At 62.4% G+C, this 25,483-nt stretch carries 26 protein-coding genes; 12 read left to right on the top strand and 14 right to left on the bottom strand.

Annotation, left to right across the window (positions count from 1 at the left end; genetic code table 11):
- Nucleotides 1-25 precede the first annotated feature (25 nt).
- Nucleotides 26-1,474, bottom strand: a complete 1,449-nt coding sequence (gene pyk, locus LW136_RS16530; protein ID WP_014821279.1) for a pyruvate kinase — start codon at nucleotides 1,472-1,474, stop codon at nucleotides 26-28.
- Nucleotides 1,475-1,622: 148 nt separating this feature from the next.
- Between pyk and LW136_RS16525 the strand changes: the two genes are divergently transcribed.
- Genes LW136_RS16525 through LW136_RS16515 form a run of 3 tightly spaced genes read left to right on the top strand, consistent with a single transcriptional unit; the run spans nucleotide 1,623 to nucleotide 2,924 of the window.
- The gene (locus LW136_RS16525) at nucleotides 1,623-2,000 is read left to right on the top strand and encodes a tetratricopeptide repeat protein (protein WP_044315532.1); all 378 of its coding nucleotides are present in this window, start codon (nucleotides 1,623-1,625) and stop codon (nucleotides 1,998-2,000) included.
- Between the two features lie 25 nt (nucleotides 2,001-2,025).
- Nucleotides 2,026-2,448, top strand: a complete 423-nt coding sequence (locus LW136_RS16520; RefSeq protein ID WP_044315531.1) for a DUF4124 domain-containing protein — start codon at nucleotides 2,026-2,028, stop codon at nucleotides 2,446-2,448.
- A gap of 47 nt (nucleotides 2,449-2,495) precedes the next feature.
- A complete protein-coding gene (locus LW136_RS16515) occupies nucleotides 2,496-2,924 on the top strand; it encodes a PilZ domain-containing protein (RefSeq protein WP_014821276.1) in 429 nt (142 codons plus the stop codon).
- 7 nt (nucleotides 2,925-2,931) lie between these two features.
- On the opposite strand, the gene LW136_RS16510 is transcribed toward LW136_RS16515, so the two are convergent.
- From LW136_RS16510 to LW136_RS16485, 6 genes are read right to left on the bottom strand one after another with little or no spacing between them, the layout of a single operon-like run.
- Nucleotides 2,932-4,260: a DUF58 domain-containing protein gene (locus LW136_RS16510; RefSeq protein WP_044315530.1), complete on the bottom strand. Its 1,329-nt coding sequence runs from the start codon at nucleotides 4,258-4,260 to the stop codon at nucleotides 2,932-2,934.
- Nucleotides 4,257-5,270, bottom strand: coding sequence for an AAA family ATPase (locus LW136_RS16505; protein ID WP_044315529.1), 1,014 nt, complete (start codon nucleotides 5,268-5,270; stop codon nucleotides 4,257-4,259). The genes LW136_RS16510 and LW136_RS16505 overlap by 4 nt, the downstream gene beginning before the upstream one ends.
- Nucleotides 5,267-6,439, bottom strand: coding sequence for a DUF4350 domain-containing protein (locus LW136_RS16500; protein ID WP_044315528.1), 1,173 nt, complete (start codon nucleotides 6,437-6,439; stop codon nucleotides 5,267-5,269). The genes LW136_RS16505 and LW136_RS16500 overlap by 4 nt, the downstream gene beginning before the upstream one ends.
- Nucleotides 6,436-7,986: a DUF4129 domain-containing protein gene (locus tag LW136_RS16495; RefSeq protein WP_044315567.1), complete on the bottom strand. Its 1,551-nt coding sequence runs from the start codon at nucleotides 7,984-7,986 to the stop codon at nucleotides 6,436-6,438. The genes LW136_RS16500 and LW136_RS16495 overlap by 4 nt, the downstream gene beginning before the upstream one ends.
- Entirely contained in the window at nucleotides 7,973-8,953 is a 981-nt protein-coding gene (locus LW136_RS16490) for a stage II sporulation protein M (protein WP_044315527.1), read from the bottom strand. Before LW136_RS16490 ends, LW136_RS16495 begins: the two co-directional genes overlap by 14 nt.
- Nucleotides 8,950-9,657, bottom strand: a complete 708-nt coding sequence (locus LW136_RS16485) for an RDD family protein (protein WP_044315526.1) — start codon at nucleotides 9,655-9,657, stop codon at nucleotides 8,950-8,952. The genes LW136_RS16490 and LW136_RS16485 overlap by 4 nt, the downstream gene beginning before the upstream one ends.
- A gap of 237 nt (nucleotides 9,658-9,894) precedes the next feature.
- Here LW136_RS16485 and sbcB point away from each other — a divergent pair, with 237 nt between their 5' ends.
- Nucleotides 9,895-11,331, top strand: coding sequence for an exodeoxyribonuclease I (gene sbcB, locus LW136_RS16480; protein ID WP_044315525.1), 1,437 nt, complete (start codon nucleotides 9,895-9,897; stop codon nucleotides 11,329-11,331).
- A 136-nt stretch (nucleotides 11,332-11,467) separates the two neighbouring features.
- Here the strand turns inward: sbcB and mvaT are convergent, their stop codons facing one another.
- A complete protein-coding gene (gene mvaT, locus LW136_RS16475; protein WP_003303488.1) occupies nucleotides 11,468-11,848 on the bottom strand; it encodes a histone-like nucleoid-structuring protein MvaT in 381 nt (126 codons plus the stop codon).
- A 354-nt stretch (nucleotides 11,849-12,202) separates the two neighbouring features.
- On the opposite strand from mvaT, the gene purU reads away from it, so the two are divergent.
- From purU to LW136_RS16460, 3 genes are read left to right on the top strand one after another with little or no spacing between them, the layout of a single operon-like run.
- A complete protein-coding gene (gene purU, locus LW136_RS16470) occupies nucleotides 12,203-13,054 on the top strand; it encodes a formyltetrahydrofolate deformylase (protein WP_023446811.1) in 852 nt (283 codons plus the stop codon).
- Nucleotides 13,055-13,069: 15 nt separating this feature from the next.
- Nucleotides 13,070-13,309, top strand: a complete 240-nt coding sequence (locus LW136_RS16465; RefSeq protein ID WP_044315524.1) for a hypothetical protein — start codon at nucleotides 13,070-13,072, stop codon at nucleotides 13,307-13,309.
- Nucleotides 13,309-14,784, top strand: coding sequence for a helicase HerA-like domain-containing protein (locus tag LW136_RS16460; protein WP_234173204.1), 1,476 nt, complete (start codon nucleotides 13,309-13,311; stop codon nucleotides 14,782-14,784). The genes LW136_RS16465 and LW136_RS16460 overlap by 1 nt, the downstream gene beginning before the upstream one ends.
- An 80-nt stretch (nucleotides 14,785-14,864) precedes the next feature.
- Here the strand turns inward: LW136_RS16460 and LW136_RS16455 are convergent, their stop codons facing one another.
- The 3 genes from LW136_RS16455 to yaaA form a co-directional block, all read right to left on the bottom strand.
- A complete protein-coding gene (locus LW136_RS16455) occupies nucleotides 14,865-15,086 on the bottom strand; it encodes a hypothetical protein (protein WP_014821265.1) in 222 nt (73 codons plus the stop codon).
- A 330-nt stretch (nucleotides 15,087-15,416) separates the two neighbouring features.
- Nucleotides 15,417-16,862, bottom strand: coding sequence for a mannose-1-phosphate guanylyltransferase/mannose-6-phosphate isomerase (locus LW136_RS16450; RefSeq protein WP_234173202.1), 1,446 nt, complete (start codon nucleotides 16,860-16,862; stop codon nucleotides 15,417-15,419).
- A 787-nt stretch (nucleotides 16,863-17,649) separates the two neighbouring features.
- Nucleotides 17,650-18,429 (bottom strand): peroxide stress protein YaaA, encoded by a 780-nt coding sequence (gene yaaA, locus LW136_RS16445; protein ID WP_044315521.1) that lies wholly within the window; start codon nucleotides 18,427-18,429, stop codon nucleotides 17,650-17,652.
- Nucleotides 18,430-18,563: 134 nt separating this feature from the next.
- Here yaaA and dmeF point away from each other — a divergent pair, with 134 nt between their 5' ends.
- The 5 genes from dmeF (at nucleotide 18,564) to moaE (ending at nucleotide 22,475) form a co-directional block, all read left to right on the top strand.
- Complete coding sequence (gene dmeF, locus LW136_RS16440; RefSeq protein WP_261357720.1) at nucleotides 18,564-19,550, top strand: CDF family Co(II)/Ni(II) efflux transporter DmeF; 987 nt, start codon at nucleotides 18,564-18,566, stop codon at nucleotides 19,548-19,550.
- Nucleotides 19,551-19,809: 259 nt separating this feature from the next.
- Nucleotides 19,810-21,198, top strand: coding sequence for a PhoH family protein (locus LW136_RS16435; protein WP_044315519.1), 1,389 nt, complete (start codon nucleotides 19,810-19,812; stop codon nucleotides 21,196-21,198).
- 100 nt (nucleotides 21,199-21,298) lie between these two features.
- Nucleotides 21,299-21,769, top strand: a complete 471-nt coding sequence (moaC, locus tag LW136_RS16430) for a cyclic pyranopterin monophosphate synthase MoaC (protein ID WP_014821260.1) — start codon at nucleotides 21,299-21,301, stop codon at nucleotides 21,767-21,769.
- Nucleotides 21,766-22,014, top strand: coding sequence for a MoaD/ThiS family protein (locus tag LW136_RS16425; protein WP_014821259.1), 249 nt, complete (start codon nucleotides 21,766-21,768; stop codon nucleotides 22,012-22,014). The genes moaC and LW136_RS16425 overlap by 4 nt, the downstream gene beginning before the upstream one ends.
- A gap of 2 nt (nucleotides 22,015-22,016) precedes the next feature.
- A complete protein-coding gene (gene moaE / locus LW136_RS16420) occupies nucleotides 22,017-22,475 on the top strand; it encodes a molybdopterin synthase catalytic subunit MoaE (protein ID WP_044315518.1) in 459 nt (152 codons plus the stop codon).
- Between the two features lie 4 nt (nucleotides 22,476-22,479).
- On the opposite strand, the gene LW136_RS16415 is transcribed toward moaE, so the two are convergent.
- The 3 genes from LW136_RS16415 to LW136_RS16405 form a co-directional block, all read right to left on the bottom strand.
- Nucleotides 22,480-22,644 carry a hypothetical protein gene (locus tag LW136_RS16415; RefSeq protein ID WP_162836514.1) on the bottom strand — a complete coding sequence of 55 codons (165 nt, stop codon included), beginning with the start codon at nucleotides 22,642-22,644 and terminating at the stop codon, nucleotides 22,480-22,482.
- Between the two features lie 130 nt (nucleotides 22,645-22,774).
- A complete protein-coding gene (gene rhlB / locus LW136_RS16410; RefSeq protein ID WP_044315517.1) occupies nucleotides 22,775-24,202 on the bottom strand; it encodes an ATP-dependent RNA helicase RhlB in 1,428 nt (475 codons plus the stop codon).
- 286 nt (nucleotides 24,203-24,488) lie between these two features.
- Nucleotides 24,489-25,160: an alpha/beta hydrolase gene (locus LW136_RS16405; RefSeq protein ID WP_044315516.1), complete on the bottom strand. Its 672-nt coding sequence runs from the start codon at nucleotides 25,158-25,160 to the stop codon at nucleotides 24,489-24,491.
- Nucleotides 25,161-25,483: the final 323 nt, after the last annotated feature.

The raw sequence follows: 25,483 nt of genomic DNA, 5'->3' as shown, positions 1-25,483 counted from the left end.
GGCCTCGTGTGATTCCCTGCCAACCTTACTGATCGCCGACGCGCAGGATCTTCATCGTGTTGGTACCGCCTGTGCTGTCGTGGTAGCTGTCGCCCTTGGTCAGGATCACCCAGTCACCGGGCTGCACGATGTTGCGCTTGAGCAGTTCCTCGACTGCCATCTGGCTGACCTTTTCTGCAGGTAGCGCAGCCGGATCGAACGGGATGGTCTGCACGCCGCGGAACAGCGCGACCCGTGCCTGGGTTTCGCGGTGCGGCGAGAAGGCGAAGATCGGTACCGAAGACCGGATGCGCGACATGATCAGCGGTGTGTAGCCGCTTTCGGTCAGGGCGATGATGGCCTTGACCCCCGGGAAGTGGTTGGCGGTGTACATCGCAGCCAGCGCCGCACTCTCGTCGCAGCGCTCGAACTGCTGGCCGAGGCGGTGTCCGGACTTGGTGCTGGTCGGGTGCTTCTCCGCGCCGCAGCACACACGGGCCATGGCCTTGATCGCTTCGATCGGGTATTCGCCAGCGGCGCTTTCGGCCGAGAGCATCACCGCATCGGTGTAGTCCAGCACGGCGTTGGCTACATCGGATACCTCGGCGCGGGTCGGCATCGGGCTGTGGATCATCGACTCCATCATCTGCGTCGCGGTGATCACCACCTTGTTGTGGCGGCGGGCGTGCAGAATGATCTTCTTCTGAATGCCGACCAGCTCGGCATCGCCAACTTCCACGCCGAGATCGCCGCGCGCCACCATCACGCCGTCGCTGGCGCGGATCAGGCCATCCAGCGCCTCATCGTCGGCGACCGCTTCGGCCCGCTCGATCTTTGCGATCAGCCAGGCGTCGGAGCCAGCTTCGTCGCGCAGGCGGCGGGCCAGGTCCATGTCAGCGGCATCACGAGGGAAGGAAACTGCCAGGTAGTCCAGCTGCAGGTCGGCGGCCAACTTGATGTCGGCCTTGTCCTTGTTGGTCAGCGCCGGCGCCGTCAGGCCGCCGCCACGGCGGTTGATGCCCTTGTTGTCCGACAGCGGGCCACCGATCAGCACGGTGCAGTGCAGTTCGTCCGCGGTGGCGTTGTCGACGCGCATCACCACGCGGCCGTCGTCGAGCAGAAGCTCATCGCCGATGCCGCAATCCTTGACCAGGTCCGGGTAATCGATGCCGACCACTTCCTGATTACCGGCGTCGCGCGGATGGGTCACGGAGAAGCGGAACTGGTCTCCTTCCTTCAGCTCAATGCGCTTGTCGGTGAACTTGGCAATGCGGATCTTCGGTCCCTGCAGGTCTCCGAGCAGCGCGACGAAGCGGCCGTGGCGCGCGGCGATTTCACGCACCAGCTCGGCCCGGGCACGATGCTCGTCGGGGCTGCCGTGGGAGAAATTCAGGCGGGCTACATCCAGCCCGGCGACGATCATCTTTTCCAACACCTCCGGCGAGCTGCTTGCTGGGCCCAGGGTGGCGACGATCTTGGTGCGACGCGGAATCATTCAATTGCTCCTTTTTCTGGCTGGCCCCGAGGCTACTATGCTCGCCGGTTGTAGTCATCGCTCGGCGACCACTACTCTTTGCGTCCGGCTGACGGGCTGTCTGCAGCTTTTTCCAGCTCGGTCGATACAGGGGCATACGGAGGAACCCATGCGCACCCTGATCATCGTTTTCCTGAGTCTTCTGACCGTCGGCTGCAGCAGTCGCCATGCTTTCGATCGCCACCTGGATGCGGCTTACCAGTACTACGAGGCCGACAACTGCGAGCGGGTGATGCAATCACTCTCGCAGGCAGAACGCCGTAGCAAGCCGCGCAGCCAGGTCCAGCCGGAGATTTCACTGTTGCGCGGCCAGTGTCTGGAGCGCCAGGGCCTGTTCGTCGACGCTGGCGAAACCTATCGTTTCATCGTCGAGCGATACCCTTCCAGCGAGTACGCCTATCGCGCCCGCGCGCGCCTGGAGACGCTGAGGCAGCTGGGCCACTATCATGCCGAGGCACCGCCGGTGGTTCAGCCGGCCAAACGTTGATTTCATGAAAGCCATGTGAGGGATCATGCGAGCTTTGCTGATGACCGCCATGCTGCTGCCTGCACTGGCAGATGCGCAGATCTATCGCTGGACCGATGCCAACGGACAGGTTCACTTCGGTCAGCGCCCGGCAGCCGGAGCCGAGCAGGTCGAGGTTCGGCCCCAGGTCGTCGAACGCGACGACCAGACCCGTGAGCGTGAGGCGCGCAGCGAACGATTCTTCGATGCGCGGCGGCAGGAGCAGCAGGCAGCGAGGGAGCAGGCCAGCAAGGCGCGGGCTGCACGAGAGGAGGAATGCCAGGGCTTGCGCAGCCAGTTGTCGCGACTGCAGCTTGGCGGACGTTTTTTTCGTAACGATGCAGCGGGAGAGCGCGTCTACTACAGTGAAAGTGAAGTAGAGGCGGCTCGACAGCGCCTGGCGACGCGTATCAGCCAGGAATGCAGTTGAGCCGACAGGACTCGAATTGCAGGGTTAAGGCTGAAGGCTCCGACGACATGAACATGGCGAACCAGCGTCGTATCCAGCGGCATCAATTGCCGTACTACCTCAACGTATTCAATCGGTTCACCGAGAAGCCGCTGGGCTTCATCGGCAACCTGTCCGAGGGCGGGCTGATGCTGATCAGCCCCTATCCGATGATGCTTGGTGTTCGTTTCGAGATGCGCCTGAAGATTCCGGGCCAGAGCGGTCAACTGCGGCAAGTGGATTTCAGTGCGTTCAGTTTGTGGTCAAGCGAGGATGTGACGCCGGGCAGCTACGACACCGGTTTTTCCCTGATCGACCCGCCTGGGGATATCCGCGAAATGATCGCTGCCCTGCATCACTACTTCAGTTTCCAGCCGATGTTGCACATCCCTCTGGCGCATCATGCCAGCCCGGCATCGGATCGATTTACTGACAAGGACTGCTGCCACGGTCTGTGAGCCGCGCTCACAGCGTCCCGGTTTTCTTCCACGCCAGATAACGCCCGATAAGTGCCGGCCCCAGATCGCAAGGCTGGACGTCGAGTACCGGCATGCCATGGGCCGCCAGGCGCTTGTGCAGCGCCTGGCGGGCGTTCAGGTAGTCCTGGGCGCCGCAGTAGTCGAGCGCGTCGTCCAGGCTCTGCACCGGCCGCAGGCGCAGCTGGTCCAGGACTTCTTCGCGCAGGCTCACCAGCAACACCCGATGTCTGCGTGAGAGCCGCTTCAGCGCCCCGTGCAGCTCGGCATCGTCCTCATCGCGCAGGTTGCTCAGAACGATAACCAGTGCCTGGCGCTGTTGCCGGGCCAGCAACCGATCGACCGCTGCGCCGTAGTCTGCGGGCTGCTGGGTGGGCTGCAGGTCGTAAAGACCGTTCAGTAACACGTGAAGTTGCTGTTGGCCCTTGGCTGGGGTGACGTGACGCGGCTGTGCGCTGGCGAAGGTGCAGGCGCCCACGGCATCGCCCTGGCGCAACGCGGCATAGGCCAGCAGCAGGGCAGCGTTGAGGGCATGGTCGAAGTGCGTGAGTTCGGCGTCTTGGCTGCGCATACGCCGACCGCAGTCGAGCATCAGCACGATCTGCTGGTCGCGCTCGTCCTGATATTCGCGGGCAATCGGCATGCGTGCCCGCGCCGTGGCTTTCCAGTCGATCTGCCGCAGGGTGTCGCCCTCGCGGAACTCGCGTAGCTGGTGAAATTCCAGCCCCAGCCCGCGGCGCGGTTGCTGGCGGACGCCGAGGCGATTCAACCAGACGTCGATCGCCTGCAGGCTGGCTCCGTGCAACCGAGCGAAGTCGGGATACACCCGGGTTCCGTCGACAAGCTCAAGCAGGCGTCTGCTGCGCCAGAGGCCCAACGGGCTGGCCAGGCGAAGATCGCAGTGCTGGAAGACGAACTGGCCGCGGCGGGTCGGGCGCAGACGGTAGTCGAGTTGGCAATGTTCGGCGGGCTGCAGGCGCATGCGTTGCGGCAGCTGTTCGAAGCTCATGCCCTCAGGCACGTGGTCGAACAGCTCCAGCTCGATAGCGCGGGAATGTGCGTTGCGCACCAGCAGTTGCACGTTGCTCCAGTGGCCCAGTGGCAGATTTCCCGACAGGCTGCGTTGCAGCGCAGGCGACGGCAGTCGCCTCAGGGCGAAGGCGTCGAGCGATGTCACCGTACCCAGCGCCAGCAACAGGCCCCACCAGGCGGACTGCCAGTGCCCGGCTTCGACGCCGAACGCGGCGAGAACGCCAAGAGGAACGGCCACGAGCACCAGCGCGGCCAGCGCAACGAGCAGGCGACGGGATGGCGTCATGCGCGTGGCGCCGCGACCTGATCGAGTAGCTGCTGCAGCACCTGGTCCACCGACAGTCCCTCGATGTCCAGCTCTGCCGACAGGCGCACCCGGTGACGCAGTACCGCCAGCGCGCAACCCTTGATGTCATCAGGCGTGACGAACTCGCCGCCGCGCAGCAGCGCTCTGGCGCGACCACCACGAACCAGCGCGATCGATGCGCGGGGGCCGGCACCCAGCGCCAGCCCCGGCCAGCTGCGAGTGGTGCGGGCAAGGCGCACGGCATAGTCCAGTACCTGATCGTCCAGCGGCAGTTCGCTGGCAATCTTCTGCAGGGCCAGCACATCCCGGGCCTGTACCAGCTGGCGCAGGGCGCTGACGTCGAGCATGTCGGCGCGTGCCGAGCGGGTGACCTGGCGTACCAGCTCCAGCTCTTCGTTCGCCTGCGGGTAGTCCATGCGCAACATCAGCATGAAGCGGTCGAGCTCGGCTTCCGGCAGTGGGTAGGTGCCTTCCTGTTCGATCGGGTTCTGCGTGGCCATGACCAGAAACGGTTGCGGAACCGCCAGGGCCTTGCCTTCCAGGGTGACCTGGCGTTCCTGCATCACCTCGAGCAGCGCGGCCTGAGTCTTGGCTGGCGCACGGTTGATTTCATCGGCCAGTAGAAGGTTGGTGAACACCGGCCCCTTGCGCAGCTTGAACTGCTCGCTCTGCATGTCGTAGACGGCATGGCCGGTGACGTCGCTGGGCATCAGGTCGGGGGTGAACTGGATGCGCGAGAACTCGCCGCCGAAGCAGCGCGCCAGCGCCCGTACCAGCAGTGTCTTGCCCAGTCCCGGCACGCCTTCGATGAGCACGTGGCCGCCGGCGATCAACGCGGTCAGAACGCCATCGATGACGTCGTCCTGGCCGATCACCGCCTTGTGCAGCTCGTCGCGCAGCGCCTGGGCGAGCTGGCTGGCTCGCAGGCGCTGGCTCACCGGGTTGGAGGCCGGAGCAGGGTTGCCGGAATCTGGGATGTGTTCGCTCATAGCGCGTTCCTGAGGGTTTGCAGGTGGGCGACCTGTCGGGTGAATTCGGTGGCCGACAGACGTTGCTGCGGCAGTGGGCGCATGGCCAGCTCGATGCTGGCGATCGGCAGGCTGGAGAGACGGGCGAGCAGTGGCAGCTGGGCATTCGGCGGAAGCTGCTCGAAGCCCGGATGACGTTGCCCCGCTCGGCGCTGGATGTCCTGTTGCAGCGGCTGCAGCAGACTGTGCTGGCGACCATGGCGCAGCAGGAACTCCGCCGACCCACGCAGGTGTTCCTGCAGCTGGCGACGCGCCGGGTTGAGCGGAGCCTGCAGTGGGCCGAAGCGTTGGCCGGCATGCCAGAGCGCGAACGCCACAAGTAGGCCCAGCACGGTGAGAAGTTCGGGGAAATGGCGGCGCAGCTGTGCGAGCAAGCCGTCGTGTTCGCTGCGGTGCACCAGAGTCACCGCGCTGTCTTGAGTCAGATACCAGAGCAGCCAGGCATGGTCGTACTGATCGATGTTGCGGTTCTGCCAGATCCAGCTATCGGTCAGGGCGGTGATCAGCCCGTCACCGTGCTGCAGTTGCAGCATGTGCGTGGCGCCTGCGCTGTTGGCCCAGGCGTGGGCGCGATTGTCGGCATCATAGAGGTGAAAGTCGGTATCGAAGGCCAGATAGGCCGGCGCACTTTCATTCTCCAGATACAGCTTGGTCAGCTGCGGATGCTGTTCGGCGGTGGATGACTGCGGTGTCTGCGCATCATCGTCCAGATCGTCAGCTGCGTACTGCTGCAGATTGAGCCGGTCGAACAGCAGGTCGCCGCTTTTGCCGGTCTCTTCATCCCACAGTCGCTCTGCAACCACGACCAGATGGCCGCCGGCGTTTGCCCAGTCCAGCAGACGCTCGGTCTGCCGCGGGGTCAGGTTGCCGCGGTCACCTAGCAGGAGCAGCGTCTGGCCAGAGGTGGGCAGTGTCTCAAGTCCGGCGATGCCTTCCTGATGCACGACCTGCAGGCCGAGGCCGCGCAGGAACAGTTCGGCGGCCAGGTATGTGTTGCTGCGCGCCTCCGGGGTCGGGCCGTGCTCGACGACGTCCTCATAGGATTGCAGCTTGCCGGCCAACCAGATGACCAGCAGCCCGATCAGCAGGACCGCGGCCGCGGCGAGCAGGCGAGGGCGGAGTCGGTTCATGGCCTCGGCTCCTCGGCAAACAGCGCGCGCCAGCCGGCACACAGTTCGTCGCGGACCACGTCTTCGGCGTTCCGGTGCCCGTAGGCCTGGTGCTGCCAATGCTGCGTAAGTTGCTCGGCAAAGCGCGACAGCGGTTCGCGCTGAAGCTGTCGCACGCGCGCCAGCACCTCGCCCTCGGTATGCGCCGCCTTCAACGGCAGCTGGAAATCATGCAGCAGGCGGCTGAGCAAACCGCGATAGAGAAGTGCCAGAGATGCGCGCGGATCCTGCTGCCAGAGTCGTTCGGCCTCGCTGGCAACGTCGTTTGGCAGGCTTTCGGGCGCGACGACGAGGCCGAACAGCTGCGCGGGTGCAGGTTGGCGGCGCCTGGCCGGCAGCTGTATGCGGCTGCCGAAAGTCTGCAGCCAGTCGCGGTAGCGCCACAGCAGAAGCGCGACCAGCAAGGCCAGTGCGGTCCAGAGTAGCACTTCGAGTGCCTGCGCCAGACTTTCCAGGCTTTCCCACAGCGAGCCACCCTGCAGCAGGCGTTCGAGCAGGCGTGCCAGAGCACCGGGCTCCTGCGGGCTGTCTTGCGCACCAAAGCGCCAACGGGTGACCGTCTCCCGGTGCTGAAAGGGCGGTTGGTCGAGCAGCGCGTCGATTCGTTCGCGGGCCGTCTCGCTGGTCAGTGGCTGATTCAGCAGACGCTCGGTTTCCGGGCCCTGTTGCGCTGTGTCGGCCGTTGGCGCCGCTGCCCAGGCATCGTGCGCTGCCGGCCAAAACAACAGGCCACAGGCAAGCAGCACCGCTGGTGCAGCGCTGAGCAGGCGCTGGCGCAGTCGACGGAAGGCCAGCTCTATGTCCCACGCCTCCAGATGAGTGCGTCGATTGAGATAGAGGCTGAAGCCACAGGCGACATAGATAGGCTCCCAGACGATGAGCACCAGCGCATAGAGCAGATTGGACAGGTGTTCCAGCCAGAGCCATTCGGCGCTCAGCCCGAGCACATCCTCCCAGTTCCAGCGCTGTACCAGCTGCGCCGGCAGCAGGAAATACAGCACGCCGAGCAGGCCGAGCCAGAGCGCGCCTTCCAGATGCACGCCGACCACGGTCAGCCAGCTGGGCGCGCGGCCGCTGCACAGACTGAGCGTGAGCAGGCGTTGCTTGCGTGCTTTGCCGTCGAGCCCCTCGAGCTGCTGCACTGGTAGATCGAAGCTGCGCGTCGTGCTCAGGCGACGCCAGGTGAGACTGGCCAACAGCTGTGGCCGCAGCAGGCCGGGGAAGGCCCGCAGGCTCTCTCGGAAATCTGGTGTTTCACCGAACAGTGCTTTGGACAGGATATGCAGCGGCAAGCGCTCGTACAGGGGCTTGAGCCACCAGAACAGCAGCAGCGCCAGACTTGGGTGCTGCCACAGCAGCAGACTGATCAGGCCGAAAAGCGGCAGCGTCACGGTCGCCCAGGTCGTCATCAGCAGCTTCGCGTGGCGCCTGGCGAGCAGGGTGCCGAGGTCCAGCGCCTCCCATGGACTGCGCGGGCGGATCGAGACGCTGGCATCACTCAGCTGCATGCTGCGCCCTCCCGGCAAAGGCGAAGTAAGCGGCCACGATCAGCCAGAGCAGCGCGCCGACGATGTACTTGATCATGGGCGAGGTCAGGGTCATGGATGACCAGTAGGCCTCGACAAAGGCAGCGATCAGCAAGAACAGGGTGGCCCCGCAGACCAGCTGGATGCCTCGCTTGGCGGCCTGACGCAGCGCCTCTGCGCGGGTCAGGCGCCCCGGCGCCACTAGCGATACGCCGAGCTGCAGCCCCGCGGCGCCGGCAAGGGTGATGGCGGTCAGCTCGAACGCGCCATGGCCGATAACGAACGACCAGAACGGCTGGTGGTAGCCGATGGCGCTCAGGTGGCCCGCGACGGCGCCGATCGTCAGGCCATTGAACAGCAGGAAGAACAGCGTACCCAGGCCGAACAGCAGCCCGCTGGCGAACGTCTGGAATGCGATGCCGATATTGTTCATCACGTAATAGCCGAACATCAGCCAGTCGTCGCCCGAGCCCCGCTCGGCGAAGCGACCCAGGCGGCTGGCGTCCGGGTCGTACATCTGCTCCATCTGTGTGACCTGGTCCGGCGGCAGGATGCTGAACACCAGCTCCGGGAAGGCGAAGACCAAAGCGGCCATGCCGAGCAGGCTGCCGTAGAACAGCAGGCTTGCTGCCAGTACGTAACGCCACTGCTCACGGACCGCGCGGGCGAAGCCACCGGTGATGAACCCGAGCAGTCGCCCCAGCAATGGACTGCGGTGCCGATAGAGCTGCTGATGGCCGCGCAGGGCGAGCTGGCGCAACTGATCGATCAGCTGGCTGCTGTAGCCGCGCGATTCGGCCAGCGCCAGGTGTTGGCAAAGACGGCGGTAGGCGGCGGGGAAGTCGCTGGCCTGGCTGGGACTTGGCTTGCCACGCTCCAGCGCGTCCAGCTGGCTGATGAAGTCATGCCAGTCGGCGTGATGCTGGCGTTCGAAGGTGGCCTGCTTCATGGCGCGCCTACCAGTGAGCGGGCGATGCCATGGATCTTTGCCTCGGCGTTCTCACCGGTAACCGCCAGCGGTTCGGCAAGGATCGAAGCCAGCTCCAGACGCCGTTCGGCAGAAAGACTGGCATGACGCTCGGAGAAGGCAATAAGAGCGCGTTGCTCATCGAGACTTAACGCAAAAGGCGGTTTGGCAGCTTCCACCTCCGGCAGCGTCGGGCGCGCTTGTGGTCTTTCCCGGTAGACCACCAACGTCCCTGCGGCGAGATCGCCGAGACGCTTGAAGGCAGGGTGGCCCAGGCAGCTCAGTGCGCCGAGAAAATAGCCGAACGGCAGCATATCGACGAAGCGCAGCAGGTTGCGCGTCAGCGAGGAGGTCCAGCCGACCGGCGTGCCATCGTCATGCACTACTCGCAGACCCAGCCAGTACTTGCCAGGCGTACGTCCCTGGTTCAGTACTTCGAAGAGCACCATGTACCACCATTGCACGAGGAACAGCAGCAGCGTCCCAAGACCGATACCAAAATTGCCCAGCATCCCCAGGATGATGAAGAGGGCTAGCAGGATGGCGGCACGGATCGCCAGGTCGATGGCAAAGGCCAGCGCGCGCGGTACGAGCCCGGCCGGACGCAGGAGTAGATCGATGCCTTCGGGCGTCTCCACGCGATGGCTATTGTCGAGCAGCGATGGTCGGTCGAGAGCTGAAGGCAAGGGTAAAGTCGTCTGAGGCAGGCAAAGGTCGATGCTATGCGGCAAGTGCCGCTGCGGCAATGCGCCTGAGTCGTCTGAGCGGAGGGCAAGCCGGAGGGGTGTGATTATGGCGAAGTGCCTGCTCCTTTGCAGGATGTCGTTCGCATACCCAATGCTGCGTGGGCAGATCGGGCGACGCACACGACGATGTGCCGCCCTGGCTGATAGACTGCCGCGCTGATCGAGAAGGACTCTCCCGTGAATTCAAGCATCTTCTGGTACGACTTCGAAACCACAGGAATCTCGCCCAGCCGCGACCGTCCGTTGCAGGTGGCGGGTATCCGCACCAACGAGGCGCTCGAGGAAGTCGGCGAGCCGCTGAACATCTATTGCCGTCCCTCCGACGACATCCTTCCGCATCCGGCGGCCTGCCTGGTCACTGGGATCACCCCCGCGACCCTCGAACAGAAGGGCTTGTGCGAGGCCGAATTCATTCATCGTCTGCATCAACAGCTGTCGTTGCCTGGCACCTGCGGCGCCGGTTACAACAGCCTGCGGTTCGACGACGAGGTGACGCGCTACAGCCTGTACCGCAACTTCTACGATCCCTATGCCCGTGAATGGCAGGGCGGCAACAGCCGCTGGGATCTGATCGATCTGGTACGCACGGCTTATGCTCTGCGCCCGGAAGGCCTGGTCTGGCCTGAAGAGGAGGGGCGGGTAACGCTCAAGCTCGAACGACTGAGTGTGGCCAACGGGCTGGAACATCTGAACGCGCACGATGCGCTATCCGATGTGCGCGCGACCATCGCCCTGGCCAGACTCGTTCGTGATCGGCAGCCGCGGCTGTACGACTATCTCTACAACCTGCGCCGCAAGCAGGCGGTGCTTGAGCAGATCCGGTTGCTGGAACCCATGGTGCACGTGTCCGGCCGCTTCTCCGCTGCACGGCATTTTCTCTCGGTGGTCCTGCCGCTGGGCTGGCACCCGCGCAATCGCAATGCGCTGATCGTCTGCGATCTGCAGGCCGGACCGGAGCCGCTCTTGCAGGAAACGGCTGAAACGCTGCGTCAGCGCCTGTATACCCGACGTGACCAGCTCGCCGATGGCGAGTTGCCGGTGCCCTTGAAGCTGGTGCACGTCAACAAGTGTCCCGTGGTGGCGCCGCTCAAGGTTTTGCGCACGCAAGACATCCAGCGCCTTGGTCTGGATATGCCGGTTTGCCATGAGCGTGCAGCGATGCTTCGAGAGCAGCGGCAGATCTGGAGCACCAAGCTCGAAGACATCTATCGCGAAGACCGCTTCGCTGGCACTGATGATCCGGAGCAGCAGCTGTATGACGGTTTTCTCGGGGACCGCGACCGGCGGCTGTGCGACCAGGTCCGTAGCCTGTCACCTGCGGAGCTGGCGAAACAGCCATTCCGATTCGATGATGCGCGCCTCGACGAGCTGTTGTTTCGTTACCGCGCGCGTAACTTTCCTGAAGCGTTATCCGTCGACGAGCAAGCGCAATGGCGTCAGTTCTGCCAACAGCGGCTGAGTGATGGGGCATGTGGCGCGCCCAACACCCTCGTGCAGTTCGAGTCGGATATCGAGCAATTCATGATCGGCGCCACGCCGGCACAACGGCAACTGTTGCAGCAATGGCGCGAGTACGGTCAGGGGTTGCGTGAGCGTTACCGCTTGAGCAATTAACTCTTGGGGAGGGCGTATGTTTGTGCGCCACGCCTGAATCGAGCGGGGAAGGAAGAGTGCAGCACAAATAAAAACGCCGTTTCCCGACATCAATGATTAATGTCGAGAAACGGCGTTCGTTATAAACCGTAGCCGCTTAGCCGAGAAGGGTGGCCCAGCTTTCCACGGTGTCGGAGCCCCACTGGGCTTTCCATTCTTTCAGGGTCTTGTGATTGCCGCCTTTGGTTTCAATCACTTCACCGCTGTGTGGGTTTTTATATTGCTTCACGCGGCGGGCGCGCTTGCTGGTCGCGGGAGCTTTTGCAGCGCGAGGGCTCTTGCTGTTGCGAGAGGCTTCCGGATCGAGCAGGGCAATGATGTCGCGCAGGGACTTCTGGTATTCACCCATGAGTTCGCGCAGCTTGCCTTCGAATTCCAGTTCCTTTTTCAGCTTGTCGTCTTCGGACAGCGACTTCAGGCGCTCTTGAAGTTCCTTGATGGCTTCTTCAGTAGCGCGATACTCATTGATAAGTGACATATGACTTCCTTGGGATAGGTTTGAACGCAAGTGGCAGCAATCATAGTCCTGCGTAATCCGCAAGTAAATATAGCCTTGTAAAAAAGCCACACTACTATTTGAAAGGATATGTGACGCAGGCTAAGAGCTGCTATTGCAGCTATGCGCAGGCTTAAATCAAGCGGAAAGCCTGTTTTATCGGACAAGTTTTTTCGATTGGTTTTTATGCTTTGCATAACAAACCGATGACTGCGAGCCGCGCCGTTTGCGTCATCGCGCATAGTTGGCGCTGCGCCTCGATCTTAATGGCGATGGCTGTGCTTTTGTCTGCTGGGCTAGAATGCCGCATTTCCCATTGAGTCGGAGTAACCGTTGATGCGCACTTTCAGGCTGGTCATTGCCTGTCCCGATGGCGTTGGCATTGTTGCCAAGGTCAGTAACTTTCTTGCCACTTACAACGGCTGGATCACTGAAGCCAACCATCATTCGGATCACCAGAGCGGTTGGTTCTTCATGCGTCACGAGATTCGCGCGGACTCACTGCCTTTCGATCTGGACGGTTTCCGTCAGGCGTTCGCTCCGATCGCTCGTGAGTTTTCAATGGAGTGGCGAGTCACCGACTCCGAGCAACGCAAACGCGTGGTGCTGATGGCCAGTCGCGAATCCCACTGCCTGGCCGATCTGCTGCACCGTTGGCACAGCGGCGAGCTGGACTGCGACATTCCCTGCGTGATTTCCAACCATGACGACCTGCGCAGCATGGTCGAATGGCATGGCATTCCCTACATTCACGTGCCGGTCGACCCCGCCAATAAGCAGGAGGCGTTCGCCGAAGTCACCCGCCTGGTCCGCGAGCAGCGCGCCGATGTGATTGTGCTCGCGCGGTACATGCAGATCTTGCCGTCCGAGCTGTGCGACGAGTTCGCCCAGCGCGTGATCAACATCCATCACAGCTTTCTGCCGTCCTTCGTCGGCGCCAAGCCCTATCACCAGGCCTCGCTGCGCGGCGTGAAGCTGATCGGCGCCACCTGTCACTATGTAACCGAGGAGCTCGACGCCGGCCCGATCATCGAACAGGACGTGGTGCGCGTGAGCCATCGCGACAGCATCGAGGACATGGTCCGGCTCGGCAAGGACGTAGAGAAGATGGTGCTTTCTCGCGGCCTGCGCTATCACTTGGAAGACCGTGTGCTGGTACACAGCAACAAGACGATGGTGTTCAACTGACATCCGGGAGCATCTGTGACCGATCCCCTCGAGCGTGCCGCGGCCAAGGCGCCGCCCATCATCGGCAGTGGTTGTACACAGCGATACGATCCTGAGGCGCTGTCGCCCGAGCAGGGCGCCGAGTTCGCCGATGCCGCAGCGCTATGGGCCGAGCTTCAGGCTGAGCAGGGCAATGCAGGTCGGCAATCGAGTGCATCGACGGCCGACGAGAGCGCCCCATCCGGAGCGCGCGAGCACGACAAGGAGGCGGGTTGATGAAGGCTGCAATCGATCGTCTGGTACTCGGCGCTGATGCGACGGGTGAACCGAACAGCCAATCCCTGCGCCTGGCCAATCGGCACGGGTTGATTGCCGGAGCCACCGGCACCGGTAAGACAGTGACCTTGCAACGTCTGGCCGAGCAGTTCAGCGATGCCGGAGTTGCCGTGTTCGCTGCCGACATCAAGGGCGATCTCTGTGGCCTGGGTGCTGCCGGTGCACCGCAGGGCAAGATCGCCGAGCGGATCGCCAGCATGCCCTGGCTGGACCATCAGCCGCAGGCGTACCCGGTAACCCTGTGGGACGTGCATGGTCGTAGCGGCCATCCGCTGCGTACTACGTTGAGCGAGATGGGGCCGCTGCTGCTGGGAAGCCTGCTGCAGCTCACCGACAGCCAGCAGGCCGCTTTGTACGCGGCGTTCAAGGTGGCAGACCGCGAAGGCCTGCTGTTACTCGATCTGAAGGACCTCAAGGCGCTGTTGGCGCACCTCAAGGCTGAGCCGCAGTTGCTCGGCGACGACAGTGCATTGTTCACCGGTGCATCGTCACAGGCCCTGCTGCGGCGCCTGGCAACGCTCGAACAGCAGGGCGCCGAGGCGCTGTTCGGTGAGCCAGCGCTGCAACTCGAGGATCTGTTGCACCCCGCGGCGGACGGCCGAGGTCCCATCCATCTGCTCGATGCCAGCGTACTGGTGCATGAGGCGCCCAAGGTTTATGCGACCTTCCTGCTATGGCTGCTTGCCGAACTCTTCGAGCAGCTTCCGGAGCGGGGCGATGCCGACAGGCCTTTGCTGGTCCTGTTCTTCGATGAGGCGCACCTTCTGTTTGGCGATACGCCCAAGGCGTTGCAGGAGCGGCTGGTGCAGGTGGTGCGGCTGATTCGTTCGAAAGGTGTTGGCGTCTATTTCGTCACTCAGTCCCCAGCCGATCTGCCTGACCAGGTACTGGCGCAGCTGGGGCTGCGAATCCAGCATGGTTTGCGGGCATACACCGTCAAGGAGCAGAAAGCACTGCGCTCGGTGGCTGACGGATTTCGTGCGAACCCGAACTTTGCGACGCTGGATGTGCTGACCCAGTTGGGCATCGGCGAGGCCCTGGTCGGTGGGCTCGAGGCGAAAGGCACGCCGGCGATGGTGCAGCGAGTCTCGATCGCGCCGCCACAGTCGCGAGTGGGGCCGCTGAGTGAAGCTGAGCGCATGCAGCTTATCGCGAGGTCCAGCTTGCGTGGCCGTTATGACAAGCCCGTCGACCGTGAGTCGGCCTACGAAATACTGAGTGCTCGGGCCATGCAGGCAGTCGAGGAGGCTGAGCGTCCGGTCGAGAAGCCTGCGCGAGGCAAGAGCAGTGCAGGCAGCGATCTGGGGGATCTGGCCGGACGAGTCGTCAAAAGTGCGTTGAGCCAGGCTGCCAGTCAGTTGGGGCGTCAGTTGGCCAGAGGGTTGCTCGGCTCGTTACTCGGCGGTAAGCGCTGACTTATCGGCGCTCTTCAGTTCACTACTGCTGTTTGTATTGGCTGCGCTAGTTGACTTCCTGACCTGCACGGAGGTCAGGATCAGGCTTGCCCAGTTGCCGCGCTTTCACAATCGGCATGTTTTTCCTGTTCGAGCTTCTGCAGTTCCCGCTGAAACACTTGATCAAGCACAGTGGGTTTCTTGCGCCACGGCTTGCGCTCGGGTTCGCGTTCAGCCGCGTAAGTCGTAATTTCACCACCATAGACATTGGTAAAGCGCTGCGCCTGGCGCTCAAGTTCGGCGCGCAGTTCGTCTTTCGTCACGTAAGGATCCTGTTTTTCTAGTTTGAATTAAGACGCCTCTGAAAATGAATGACGCGTCTTTGGTTGTAACCGAAGTTTTCAGTTGCAACAGAGTCGAGCTTATGTGCGTGAGACTGGAGGTCAACTGAAAAGGTTTAAGCAATTACGTGGCAGGCGGCAGATTCGAGCAGTAGTTCAAAAAAACCAGGTTATCTGCGGCATTGACACTACGTTTGCGGCAAGGCGCTACACGGATTTCCGCAAGTATGCGCTTTCAGGTACGCACAGAGCCAGAAATCGAGCAAAGAAAAACCCGCCGAAGCGGGCTTTCCTCTCGTTACTTGGCGAACATTAACGGGCAACTTTGGCTTCGTTGCTCTGTTCGGCGCGGCCGTAAACGTCATCAAAGCGCTCGATGTCGTCTTCACCCAGATAGCTGCCGGACTGGACTTCGATGATCTCCAGCGGAATTTTCCCGGGGTTGGCCAGGCGATGCACTGACGTGATCGGGATATAAGTCGACTGATTTTCGGTGAGCAGGAAAGTCTTGTCGTTGCAGGTGACCTGAGCGGTACCGGAAACAACGATCCAATGCTCGGCGCGATGGTGGTGCATCTGCAGGGAGAGGCTGGCCCCTGGGTTCACGCAGATACGCTTGACCTGGAAGCGGCCACCCATGTCCACCGAGTCATACCAGCCCCAAGGGCGGTACACGGCGCAGTGGTTCTTGGTTTCGCTGCGGTCCTGAGTGTCGAGCTTGCTGACCAGCTTCTTGACGTCCTGCACCTTGTCCTTGTGGGCAACCATCATGGCGTCCTTGGTCTCCACCACCACGATGTTTTCCAGGCCGAGCACGGTGACCAGTTTGCCGTTGCCGTGTACCAGGCAGTTGCGCGAGTCTTCGGCGATCACGTCGCCCTTGAGGACGTTACCGTTCTCGTCCTTCTCGTGCACATCCCAGATCGAAGACCAGGAGCCGACATCGCTCCAGCCAGCCGACATGGGCACTACGCAAGCCAGTTGAGTCTTTTCCATCACTGCATAGTCGATGGAGTTGTCCGGGCAACAGGCGAAGGTGGCGGGGTCGATCAGCACTTCTTCGCCGTTCTTCACGCTGCGCTCCAGGGCGAGCGAGCAGGTATCGTAGATGTCCGGATCGTGCTTCTTCAGTTCTTCCAGGAACACGCTGGCGCGGAACAGGAACATGCCGCTGTTCCAGAAATAGTCACCTGACTCCAGATAGCTCTGGGCGCGAGCCTCATCCGGCTTCTCGACGAACTGCGCCACGCGCTTGATGCCATCGGGCAGACCATGATTGGCGTCCTGGCTGGCTTTGATATAACCGAAACCGGTTTCAGGACGGGTTGGGGGAACACCGAAAAGAACCATCTCGCCGTTTTCCGCGGCATTGGTCGCCAGTGCCAGGGAGCGCTGGAAGGCCTTCTGGTCTTCGATGACATGGTCGGCCGGCAGGACTAGCAGCAGCTCGTCGCGCCCCTCTTCAACCAGCTTCATCGCCGCGATCCCAATGGCCGGTGCGGTGTTACGACCGAAAGGCTCGAGCAGAAGGCCTTGAACGCCGAGCTTGCGCGCGGCCAGCTGCTCCTTGACGATGAAACGGTGGTCCTTGTTGCAGACCAGCAGCGGTTGCTGCATGCCATCGAACGCCAGGCGTTCGACGGTCTGCTGGAACAACGTCTGCTCGCCGGTCAGGGCAAGAAACTGCTTGGGGAACGACTTGCGGGAAAGGGGCCACAGTCGGGAGCCGCTACCGCCTGAAAGAATAACCGGGATCATATTGCTTCTCCTGAATCGTTTCGAAGGTCGTTCTACTTGTCCGGTGACGCCGGCCTCTTGGCCGCGCCTGGGTTGTTACTGTTCTTTGTCGGAGGAATCGCCAGTTGGCTGGACGAAATCCACTCTGTCCCAAGGCATGCCTCGAGATTGAAATCTGCTGTCTGGTTAATCGCCTGGATGTCGCACCGTGGCCGTTCAGGCCGCATGTGTATCGGGCGAGATGTCGATCATGGTCATCTGCACCGGGCGCTCGTGGTCGGCGTTTGGCGCGCTACTGAGGAGCGCCATCGTCGCGCGCGGTGTGTGGCACCTGTCGGTCGAGCGGGAGTGATGCGCTTGCATGGCCGTAACCCTCTGTTCGTGCCTTGCTCGGCGTTTGCCGTGTCAGATGCCGCGTAGGCTCTGCTCGACGCCGCGGCTGTGGGCTGGATAATCAGCCGTATCGCCGTCTGAAGTTGCGCTACCGCCAAGATCGACTGACGATCTCGAACGGAGCGATCTGCGAAATTGATGACCCAATGCACGTTCATGTGCGACTTCCCTTTCCACCTGGAATTGTCGGTACGCGCTTATGATTGCGAGCCACGCTGGATAGTTCCCGCCTCGGCAACCGTTGATCGGCCAGTTTTTGCGAACGGATTCAAGGTGCGCTCATCTGCCCAGGGCAATGCGGACGGTTGATCGGGAGGTCTTGGTAGAGGCAGTGGGACGTGCTGGGCGGACCCGCTAATGGAGTCGCTGAGGGCAGCGGTAGAGCCCGTACGGGCTCTGCCGCCGGCATTGCGTTTTACTGGTCGGCGGCGTCGCGCAGGAATACCAAGCGGTCGCGGGTCGAGTCATCCCGACTGTAGCGGTAGCCCTGGTAGTCGAACTCTGGCAGCTGATCAGGGTTGCCGATGCGTTCCTTGATCACCCAGCGGGCCATCAGGCCTCGTGCCTTTTTCGCGTAGAACGAGATGATTTTGTACTGGCCGTTCTTCATGTCCTTGAAGTCGACGTTGATGACTCGTGCGTTCAGCGCCTTGCGTTTGACCGCGCTGAAGTACTCGTTGGAGGCCAGATTCAGCAGGACATCGTCACCCTGCTCGACAAGCGCCTCGTTCAGCCAGCCAGTGATGCGCTCGCCCCAGAATGCGTACAGATCCTTGCCGCGCGGATTGGCCAGTTTGGTGCCCATTTCCAGCCGATACGGCTGCATCAGGTCCAGCGGGCGCAACAGGCCGTAAAGCCCCGACAGCATGCGCAGATGCTCCTGTGCGAACAGCAGGTCGCTCTCGGTGAAATCCTCGACGCTCAGACCGGTGTAGACATCGCCCTTGAAGGCGAGCAGTGCCTGCTTGGCATTCTCCGGCGTGAATTCAGCCGACCAACTGCCGTAGCGCGCGACGTTCAGGGCGGCCAGCTTGTCGGAAAGGTGCATGAGTTCGCTGATCTGCGCTGGCGAGTAATCGCGCAACAGGTCGATCAGCAGTTGCGAGTGCTCCAGGTACTGAGGCTGAGTGAAGCGTTCGGTTATCGGGGGTGTTTCATAGTCGAGCGTCTTGGCGGGGGAAATCACCATCAGCATGTACGGGTCTCCTGTCTGATGGCGCGATTGTAGGGGTACGAGCGGAGCGGCTCCAGCTATGGCGGCCATAGGCAACGGTTGACCTTCCCCGCGTGGCAAGGCACAAGCTGGAAGGCGTCAATCAAGGAGTTCGTATGTCTGGCTGCAATCATGCGCAATGGCAACCACCTCACGACTACCGTCCGCTGGAGCGCAACTCCGAGCGTCAGACCTGGGCGGTGGTCATTCTGACCGGCTTGACCATGTTGGTGGAGATCATCGCCGGTTACTGGTTCAACTCCATGGCGTTGCTGGCGGACGGCTGGCATATGGCCTCGCACATGGTAGCCATCGGCCTGGCGGCGTTGGCGTATCTGCTGGCTCGGCGCTACGCGGCGGACCAGCGTTTCGCGTTCGGAACCTGGAAGATCGAGGTGCTGGCCGGTTTCACCAGCGCCTTGCTGCTGGTCGTCGTGGCGCTGTTCATGATCGGCGAATCGCTGTCGCGGCTCTGGTCGCCGGTCGCGATCGGTTTCGATGCAGCTTTGATGGTCGCCGTGATCGGCTTGCTGGTGAATCTGCTGTCCGCCTGGTTGCTGCGGGATCAGCATGACCACGGTCACGGTCACGGTCACGGTCACGGTCACGGTCACGACGAGCATGCGCATGAGCATGAACACGCTTCGGGTGGCAAGGACCTGAATCGGCACGCCGCCTTCATCCATGTGCTGACCGATGCGCTGACGTCGGTGGCTGCGATCATCGCGCTGCTGGGCGGCAAGTTCTTCGGCTGGAGCTGGCTGGACCCGGTGATGGGTATCGTCGGCGCGCTGGTGATCCTTGTATGGGCGCGCGGCCTGTTGCGCGATACCGCCAAGGTGCTGCTCGATCGGGAGATGGATGATCCGCTGGTGCACAGGGTTCGGGAAGCGCTGCAGGAGGTGCCGGATACCGAGGTCGCCGATCTGCATCTGTGGCGGGTAGGGCGGTCGCAATACAGCTGCATCCTGAGCCTGGTGACGCATCAGGCGCACACCGCCGACCACTACAAGGCTGCGTTGCAGGGCTTCCCACAGCTGGTGCACATCACCGTGGAAGTGAATCGCTGCGACGAAAGCGCGCACCTTGATCATCGACAATAGCGCGGCTGAAATACGCGCGCCAAGGCCGTTTGGTCGATTCGTGAAAAAAAGCCGAGTTCAACGGAAAAGTCTTTTGTCTGTCATAACTTTTACGGTATTACCGAATTCAGACCGCCGAACCCTGCGACACAGGTGGCGGCTCCTGGGCAGCCCCGAATCCACCGGCTACCCTCGTCCGCTCACCTGAATCGCATGGCGGTTACTGTGCAGCGAAGCGCTTTTGGCTCTTCGTTTCTGGCCCCAGAAGAAGGTGATCGGTATGGATGACTACGGCAGACCTCGCGCGACCCAGCCCACGCTCTACGTCCTCGACACGAATGTACTGATCCACGATCCCAACGCTTTGCTGAACTTCCAGGAACATCAGGTCGCCATCCCGATGACCGTGCTGGAGGAACTCGACCAGCTCAAGGCTGGCAAGCACAGCGTCGCAGCCGAGTGTCGTCAGGCAATCCGCTTGATCGACAAGCTGCTCGGTGACGCCACGCCGGAAGAGGTCGAGCTCGGCGTGCCGATCCAGCGCGGCAAGGGCGGGCCTTCCGGCAGTCTTTCGATCCTCATGAGCAAGCGTGGCGAGTCCAGCGCGTTGCCGGAGGATCTGAACGACAACAAGATCATCAATCAGGTGGTCGAGCTGAGCAGACGGCGTCCAGGCTTGCCTGTGGTGCTGGTGACCAAGGACATCAACATGCGCCTGAAGGCGCGTGCCTGTGGCGTAGCGGCGGAGGATTACCATACCGATCAGCTGGTCGATGACGTCGGCCAGCTTTCCCCCGGCTATCACAGCGTCAGCGGCTCGTTCTGGGATCGCGTGAGCAAGGTCGAGACCCATCAGGGGCATGGGCGCACCTGGCACCGCGTGCAGCTGACCGACAACCTTCCCGCGGTACACATCAACGAGTTCATCATCGACGAACAGGGCTTTGTCGGCTGGATCAAGGGCATCAAGGCCGATGAGCTGCTGCTGCTCGACCTGCATCAGGAGCCGCTGCTGCATCAGGAGGCCTGGGGCCTGCGCCCGCGGGACATCCATCAGGCATTGGCGCTGTTCGCCTTGCTCGACCCGGATATCCATCTGGTCAACCTGTCCGGTGCCGCCGGTTCGGGCAAGACCATCCTCGCGCTGGCTGCGGCCATCGAGCAGACCGTGGTCAGCAAGCGCTACCGGCGCATCATCGCCACCCGCAGCGTACAGGGGCTGGACGAGGACATCGGCTTTCTGCCCGGCACCGAGGCCGAGAAGATGGAGCCGTGGCTGGGTGCAATCACCGATAACCTCGAAGCGCTGCACATGGAGGACGAGAACACCCACGGCAGCATCGACTACATCCTGCAAAAGGTGCCGCTGCAGTTTAAATCGCTGAACTACATCCGCGGTCGCAGCTTCCAGCAGAGCCTGATCCTGATCGACGAATGCCAGAACCTCACGCCGCATCAGATGAAGACCATCATCACCCGCGCGGGCAACGGCTCGAAGGTGGTCTGTCTGGGCAATCTGGCGCAGATCGACACGCCTTATCTGTCCGCGACCAGTTCGGGGCTTACTTACCTGACCGAGCGCTTCAAGGATTTCTCCCACGGTGTGCACATCACCTTGCAGGGCGTGCCGCGTTCGGTGCTGGCCGAGTACGCCGAAGCGCACATGTAGCCGAGACGCGTGCGGCGATGGCCCGGTAGTACCTCTTACGGGGGCGGGTTCATCGCCGGCGGCTGCGGTAGACTCGTGATTTTCCGATCAGGAGCGCCGAATGCTCACCCATCTCGATTCCCAAGGCCGGGCCAGCATGGTCGACGTCACCGACAAGGCCGTGACCGCGCGTGAAGCCGTGGCCGAGGCCCGCGTGCGCATGCTGCCGCAGACCCTGCAAATGATCCAGCAGGGTGGTCATCCCAAGGGCGATGTCTTCGCCGTGGCGCGCATCGCCGGCATCCAGGCGGCAAAGAAGACCTACGAACTGATTCCGCTGTGTCATCCGCTGCTGCTCACCAGCATCAAGGTCGAGCTGCAGGCGGATGGTGAAGACTGCGTACTGATTCGCGCTGCCTGCAAGCTGGCCGGGCAGACAGGTGTCGAGATGGAAGCGTTGACCGCTGCCAGCGTCGCTGCGCTGACCATCTACGACATGTGCAAGGCCGTGGATCGCGGCATGGTCATCGAAGGCGTGCGCCTGCTGGAAAAACTCGGCGGCAAGAGCGGTCACTGGCAGGTGCCGGCATGATTACCGTCCAGTTCTTTGCCCGTTATCGCGAAACCCTGGGCACTGATGGCGAGCGCCTGCAGTGGGATGCTTCGCTCGCCAACGTGGATGACGTGCGCCAGCAGCTGCTTGCGCGGGGCGGTGTCTGGGAGGTGCTTGCCGAGCAGAACCTGATGTGTGCCCGTAATCAGGAGCTCTGTGGTCTCGATGAGCCGATCACCGATGACGATGAAGTCGCTTTCTTTCCCACCGTGACCGGAGGCTGAGCATGGCGGTTCGTGTACAGACGGCAGCGTTCGATCCGGGGGCCGAACTCAATGCGCTGCATGCGGCCAACCTGGGGATTGGCGCGGTCGCCGGGTTCGTCGGTTACGTAAGGGATTTCAATGATGGGCAGGATGTCGCCGGAATGTTCCTCGAACATGCGCCGGGGATGACCGAAAAGGCACTGGAGAAAATCATTATCGAGGCGGAGCAGCGCTGGCCATTATTGCGGCTCGACGTGCTGCATCGCGTCGGGCCCCTGGAGCCAGGTGAGCCGATCGTCTTCGTCGGCGCGGCGAGCGCCCATCGCGACGCTGCCTTCGACGCCTGTCGCTTTGTGATGGACTACCTGAAGACGCGGGCGCCGTTCTGGAAGAAGGAAACCACGCCGTCCGGGCCACGCTGGGTGGAGGGCCGCGCGAGTGATCAGGTCGCGGCTGAGCGTTGGAGCGAGAACGACTGAGCCGTCAATAGAAGGTGATGTACATCTTGAAGGCCAGCGTCGAGAACATGGTGAGCACGCCCAGGCCAAGAAGGCCCACGCCCCAGTCCCGGTCCCGGTAGTTGAAACCTACGCAGAGCAGGATGAAGCCGGTGACGATTAGCGACAGTAGCCAGTGCATGCTGTCCATCGATGTCTCCTCGATTTCCGATCTAGCTACCACTCTAGCCGCTTGACCTCTGTTGAGGCCTGATTCAGGTCATTGATGGAGGAGGCGAGTGACGGTCGCAGGAGCGCGGCGAATGCCGCGCCCAATAGGCTCAGCGCGAATGAGGGACCGGGGCGAGCAGTTCCGCCGGCGGCATTTCGCACTGAATCTTGCGGCCAATCAGCGCTTCGATCGGCGGCAGGGCGAAGGAGTCGTCCTCGCCGGCGAAGCTGATCGACGTGCCGCTGGTGCCGGCACGGCCGGTGCGGCCGATGCGGTGCACGTAGTCATCCGGATCTTCCGGCAGCGTAAAGTTGATCACGTGGCTGATGCCGTCGACATGGATGCCTCGACCGGCGACATCGGTCGCCACCAGTACCCGAATCTTGCCCTCGCGGAAACCTTCCAGCGTGCGGATGCGCTTGTGCTGCGGCACGTCGCCGGACATCTGCGCGGCGCTGATGCCGTCCCGGGTCAGGCGTTCCTCGATGCGCCGCACTTCATCCTTGCGGTTGGCGAAGACCATCACCCGCGTCCAGTCATTCTGGGTGATCAGGTTGTACAGCAGCTTGTACTTGTCGCTGCCAGCCACGGCGAATACGTGTTGCTCGACGGTGTCGCTGGCGACGTTTTCCGGCTCGATCTCGACCACGGCGGGGTTGGTCGTCCACTGCTGCGCCAGGTTCATCACGTCATCGGTGAACGTGGCTGAGAACAGCAGGGTCTGGCGTTCGCTCTTGGGCGGCGTCTGCCGGATGATCTGGCGGACCTGCGGAATGAAGCCCATGTCGAGCATGCGATCGGCTTCATCCAGCACCATCACCTCGACCATGTCCAGATGCACCTCGCCGCGCTGGTTGAAATCCAGCAGGCGCCCGGGTGTGGCAACCAGGATGTCGCAGAATTTCGATTCCAGCAGCTTGAGCTGCTTGTCGAAGTCCATGCCGCCGACGAAGCTCATCACGTTCAGGTTGGTGTATTTGGTCAGGTCCAGCGCGTCATTGGCGATCTGCACCACGAGTTCACGGGTCGGCGCGATGATCAGTGCGCGCGGTTCGCCCATATAGCGGTCCCGCGGCGGTGGAGTGTCGAGCAGCTGTGTGATGGTGGAGATGAGAAACGCAGCCGTCTTGCCGGTGCCGGTCTGGGCGCGGCCAATGGCGTCTCTGCCGGCGAGGGTATAGCCGAGCACCTGGGCCTGGATCGGCGTGCAGTACGGAAAACCCAGGTCATGAATTGCGTGCATCAGCTCGGGTGCGAGCTTGAAGTCGTGGAAGCGGGTCTTGCCTTCGGCCGCTTCGACCTCGAAGTCCTCCAGCTTCCACGCCGGAGCGGCGGGTTTTGGCGGCTTGCTGCTGCGTTGACGGCGCGGCTTTTCGGCGGCGCGCTCAGCGGTCTGCGACTTGGGTTGAGAATCAGGCGTCGTTGCTTGCTGAGGGGCGCTGTGTTGGCCCTCGTGGTCGGCGGCGAGCACGTCATCGGCTGCGCTGGCCCGTACATCCGGTGCCTTGCCAAAGATTTTCTTGAGTGCTTTGAGCACGGTCTTCTCGTCATTTATTAGGAAAGTGTCGCGCGCCAGTGTAATGCAAGACGCATGCATGGCGAAGCCTCGCGCACGGGAAGGCTTGGCTTCCAGCGGGCGCACTCGCGCCTGACGTACTGTTGTGTGATACCGCGCGGGCCTGGTCAGGGCCTTGGGGCATGGCTGTGTCTGATGCCAGGTTCAAGCGTGGCAGGATGCCGACCGCGCTTGAGCCTGCCAGGTGGCGGACGGTCAAGCGCACCGCTCATCCTTCCTTTGATGAATAGGCAACCGGAGCTGGTGCTCAGGAGGCGGCATTTTCGCCAAGCAAAGGTGCGAGCCAGTTGCCGATGTCGCGGATTTCCTCCGGGAGCACCTCGTGGCTCATCGGGTACTCGCGCCAGCTGACGTTGACGCCGGCGTCGTGCAGGCACTGATAGGCGGCACGGCCCATCGCAGGCGGCACTACATCATCGCGGCTGCCATGCAGGCATAGCGCCGGATAGCGCCGGACATCATCGGAAAGCTCGAGGCGCTCGGCAAATGTCGGGGCATAGGTGGACAGTGCGATGACGCCGCCCAGCGGGCCCTGCCAGCGCAGAAATGCCGTATGCAGCACCACCGCGCCGCCTTGGGAGAAGCCGGCGAGAAAGATGCGTGCCGGATCGATGCCCGCGTCACGCTGTGCTTCGATCAGACCGATGACCTGTTGCGCTGATGCCTCGAGTTGCTCGCGATCGATCGCGCGGGCTGGGCTCATGGCCAGGATGTCGTACCAGCTGGGCATGCTCCAGCCACCGTTGATGGTTACCGGACGCGTCGGTGCCTGCGGCAGAACGAAGCGAGCGCTATGAAGCTTCTGCTGCAGCGCTTCGGCCACAGGTAGGAAGTCATAGCGATCAGCGCCCAGGCCATGCAGCCAGATGATGCACGCATCGGCAATGCCATTGGGTTCGAGGATCAACGGTTCGCTCATAGATCGGCTCCAGTTGGGGGCAAGTTGCCTCGTCTTGGGGCATTACGTGCCGCCGGCGAGGGAGTGGCGCGAGGTTACCCGCTCGCGCACTTCGATAGAACCCGCAACCTGGCGTATCCATCATCATTGCCGGATGAGCTGGTACGCGCCTTGCTAAGTTCAGTTCGACTCAGAAGGGAACGGCTCGCATGAGCGAGTCGAGGTAATGGCACAAAGAACATTGCCGATCATCCACGGACGACTAGACTCAGGTCAGGCTGCGCCGCTTCGCTGCTGCCGGTTACGCATCGAGGGGCAACAGGCCCGAACCCGAGAATAAGAAA

Origin of the sequence: Stutzerimonas kunmingensis (genome assembly GCF_021432085.1) — a bacterium.
In the GTDB taxonomy this organism is placed as follows: Bacteria; Pseudomonadota; Gammaproteobacteria; order Pseudomonadales; family Pseudomonadaceae; genus Stutzerimonas.
Note: the sequence above shows the minus strand (reverse complement) of the source record. Positions and strands in the feature narration are given on the sequence as shown.

What these genes read in the sequence shown, in the direction of transcription:
- pyk (WP_014821279.1), bottom strand. Translation starts at nt 1,474, where the DNA reads ATGATTCCGCGTCGCACCAAGATCGTCGCCACCCTGGGCCCAGCAAGC.
- LW136_RS16525 (WP_044315532.1), top strand. Translation starts at nt 1,623, where the DNA reads ATGCGCACCCTGATCATCGTTTTCCTGAGTCTTCTGACCGTCGGCTGC.
- LW136_RS16520 (WP_044315531.1), top strand. Translation starts at nt 2,026, where the DNA reads ATGCGAGCTTTGCTGATGACCGCCATGCTGCTGCCTGCACTGGCAGAT.
- LW136_RS16515 (WP_014821276.1), top strand. Translation starts at nt 2,496, where the DNA reads ATGAACATGGCGAACCAGCGTCGTATCCAGCGGCATCAATTGCCGTAC.
- LW136_RS16510 (WP_044315530.1), bottom strand. Translation starts at nt 4,260, where the DNA reads ATGACGCCATCCCGTCGCCTGCTCGTTGCGCTGGCCGCGCTGGTGCTC.
- LW136_RS16505 (WP_044315529.1), bottom strand. Translation starts at nt 5,270, where the DNA reads ATGAGCGAACACATCCCAGATTCCGGCAACCCTGCTCCGGCCTCCAAC.
- LW136_RS16500 (WP_044315528.1), bottom strand. Translation starts at nt 6,439, where the DNA reads ATGAACCGACTCCGCCCTCGCCTGCTCGCCGCGGCCGCGGTCCTGCTG.
- LW136_RS16495 (WP_044315567.1), bottom strand. Translation starts at nt 7,986, where the DNA reads ATGCAGCTGAGTGATGCCAGCGTCTCGATCCGCCCGCGCAGTCCATGG.
- LW136_RS16490 (WP_044315527.1), bottom strand. Translation starts at nt 8,953, where the DNA reads ATGAAGCAGGCCACCTTCGAACGCCAGCATCACGCCGACTGGCATGAC.
- mvaT (WP_003303488.1), bottom strand. Translation starts at nt 11,848, where the DNA reads ATGTCACTTATCAATGAGTATCGCGCTACTGAAGAAGCCATCAAGGAA.
- purU (WP_023446811.1), top strand. Translation starts at nt 12,203, where the DNA reads ATGCGCACTTTCAGGCTGGTCATTGCCTGTCCCGATGGCGTTGGCATT.
- LW136_RS16460 (WP_234173204.1), top strand. Translation starts at nt 13,309, where the DNA reads ATGAAGGCTGCAATCGATCGTCTGGTACTCGGCGCTGATGCGACGGGT.
- LW136_RS16450 (WP_234173202.1), bottom strand. Translation starts at nt 16,862, where the DNA reads ATGATCCCGGTTATTCTTTCAGGCGGTAGCGGCTCCCGACTGTGGCCC.
- yaaA (WP_044315521.1), bottom strand. Translation starts at nt 18,429, where the DNA reads ATGCTGATGGTGATTTCCCCCGCCAAGACGCTCGACTATGAAACACCC.
- dmeF (WP_261357720.1), top strand. Translation starts at nt 18,564, where the DNA reads ATGTCTGGCTGCAATCATGCGCAATGGCAACCACCTCACGACTACCGT.
- LW136_RS16435 (WP_044315519.1), top strand. Translation starts at nt 19,810, where the DNA reads ATGGATGACTACGGCAGACCTCGCGCGACCCAGCCCACGCTCTACGTC.
- moaC (WP_014821260.1), top strand. Translation starts at nt 21,299, where the DNA reads ATGCTCACCCATCTCGATTCCCAAGGCCGGGCCAGCATGGTCGACGTC.
- LW136_RS16425 (WP_014821259.1), top strand. Translation starts at nt 21,766, where the DNA reads ATGATTACCGTCCAGTTCTTTGCCCGTTATCGCGAAACCCTGGGCACT.
- moaE (WP_044315518.1), top strand. Translation starts at nt 22,017, where the DNA reads ATGGCGGTTCGTGTACAGACGGCAGCGTTCGATCCGGGGGCCGAACTC.
- LW136_RS16415 (WP_162836514.1), bottom strand. Translation starts at nt 22,644, where the DNA reads ATGGACAGCATGCACTGGCTACTGTCGCTAATCGTCACCGGCTTCATC.
- LW136_RS16405 (WP_044315516.1), bottom strand. Translation starts at nt 25,160, where the DNA reads ATGAGCGAACCGTTGATCCTCGAACCCAATGGCATTGCCGATGCGTGC.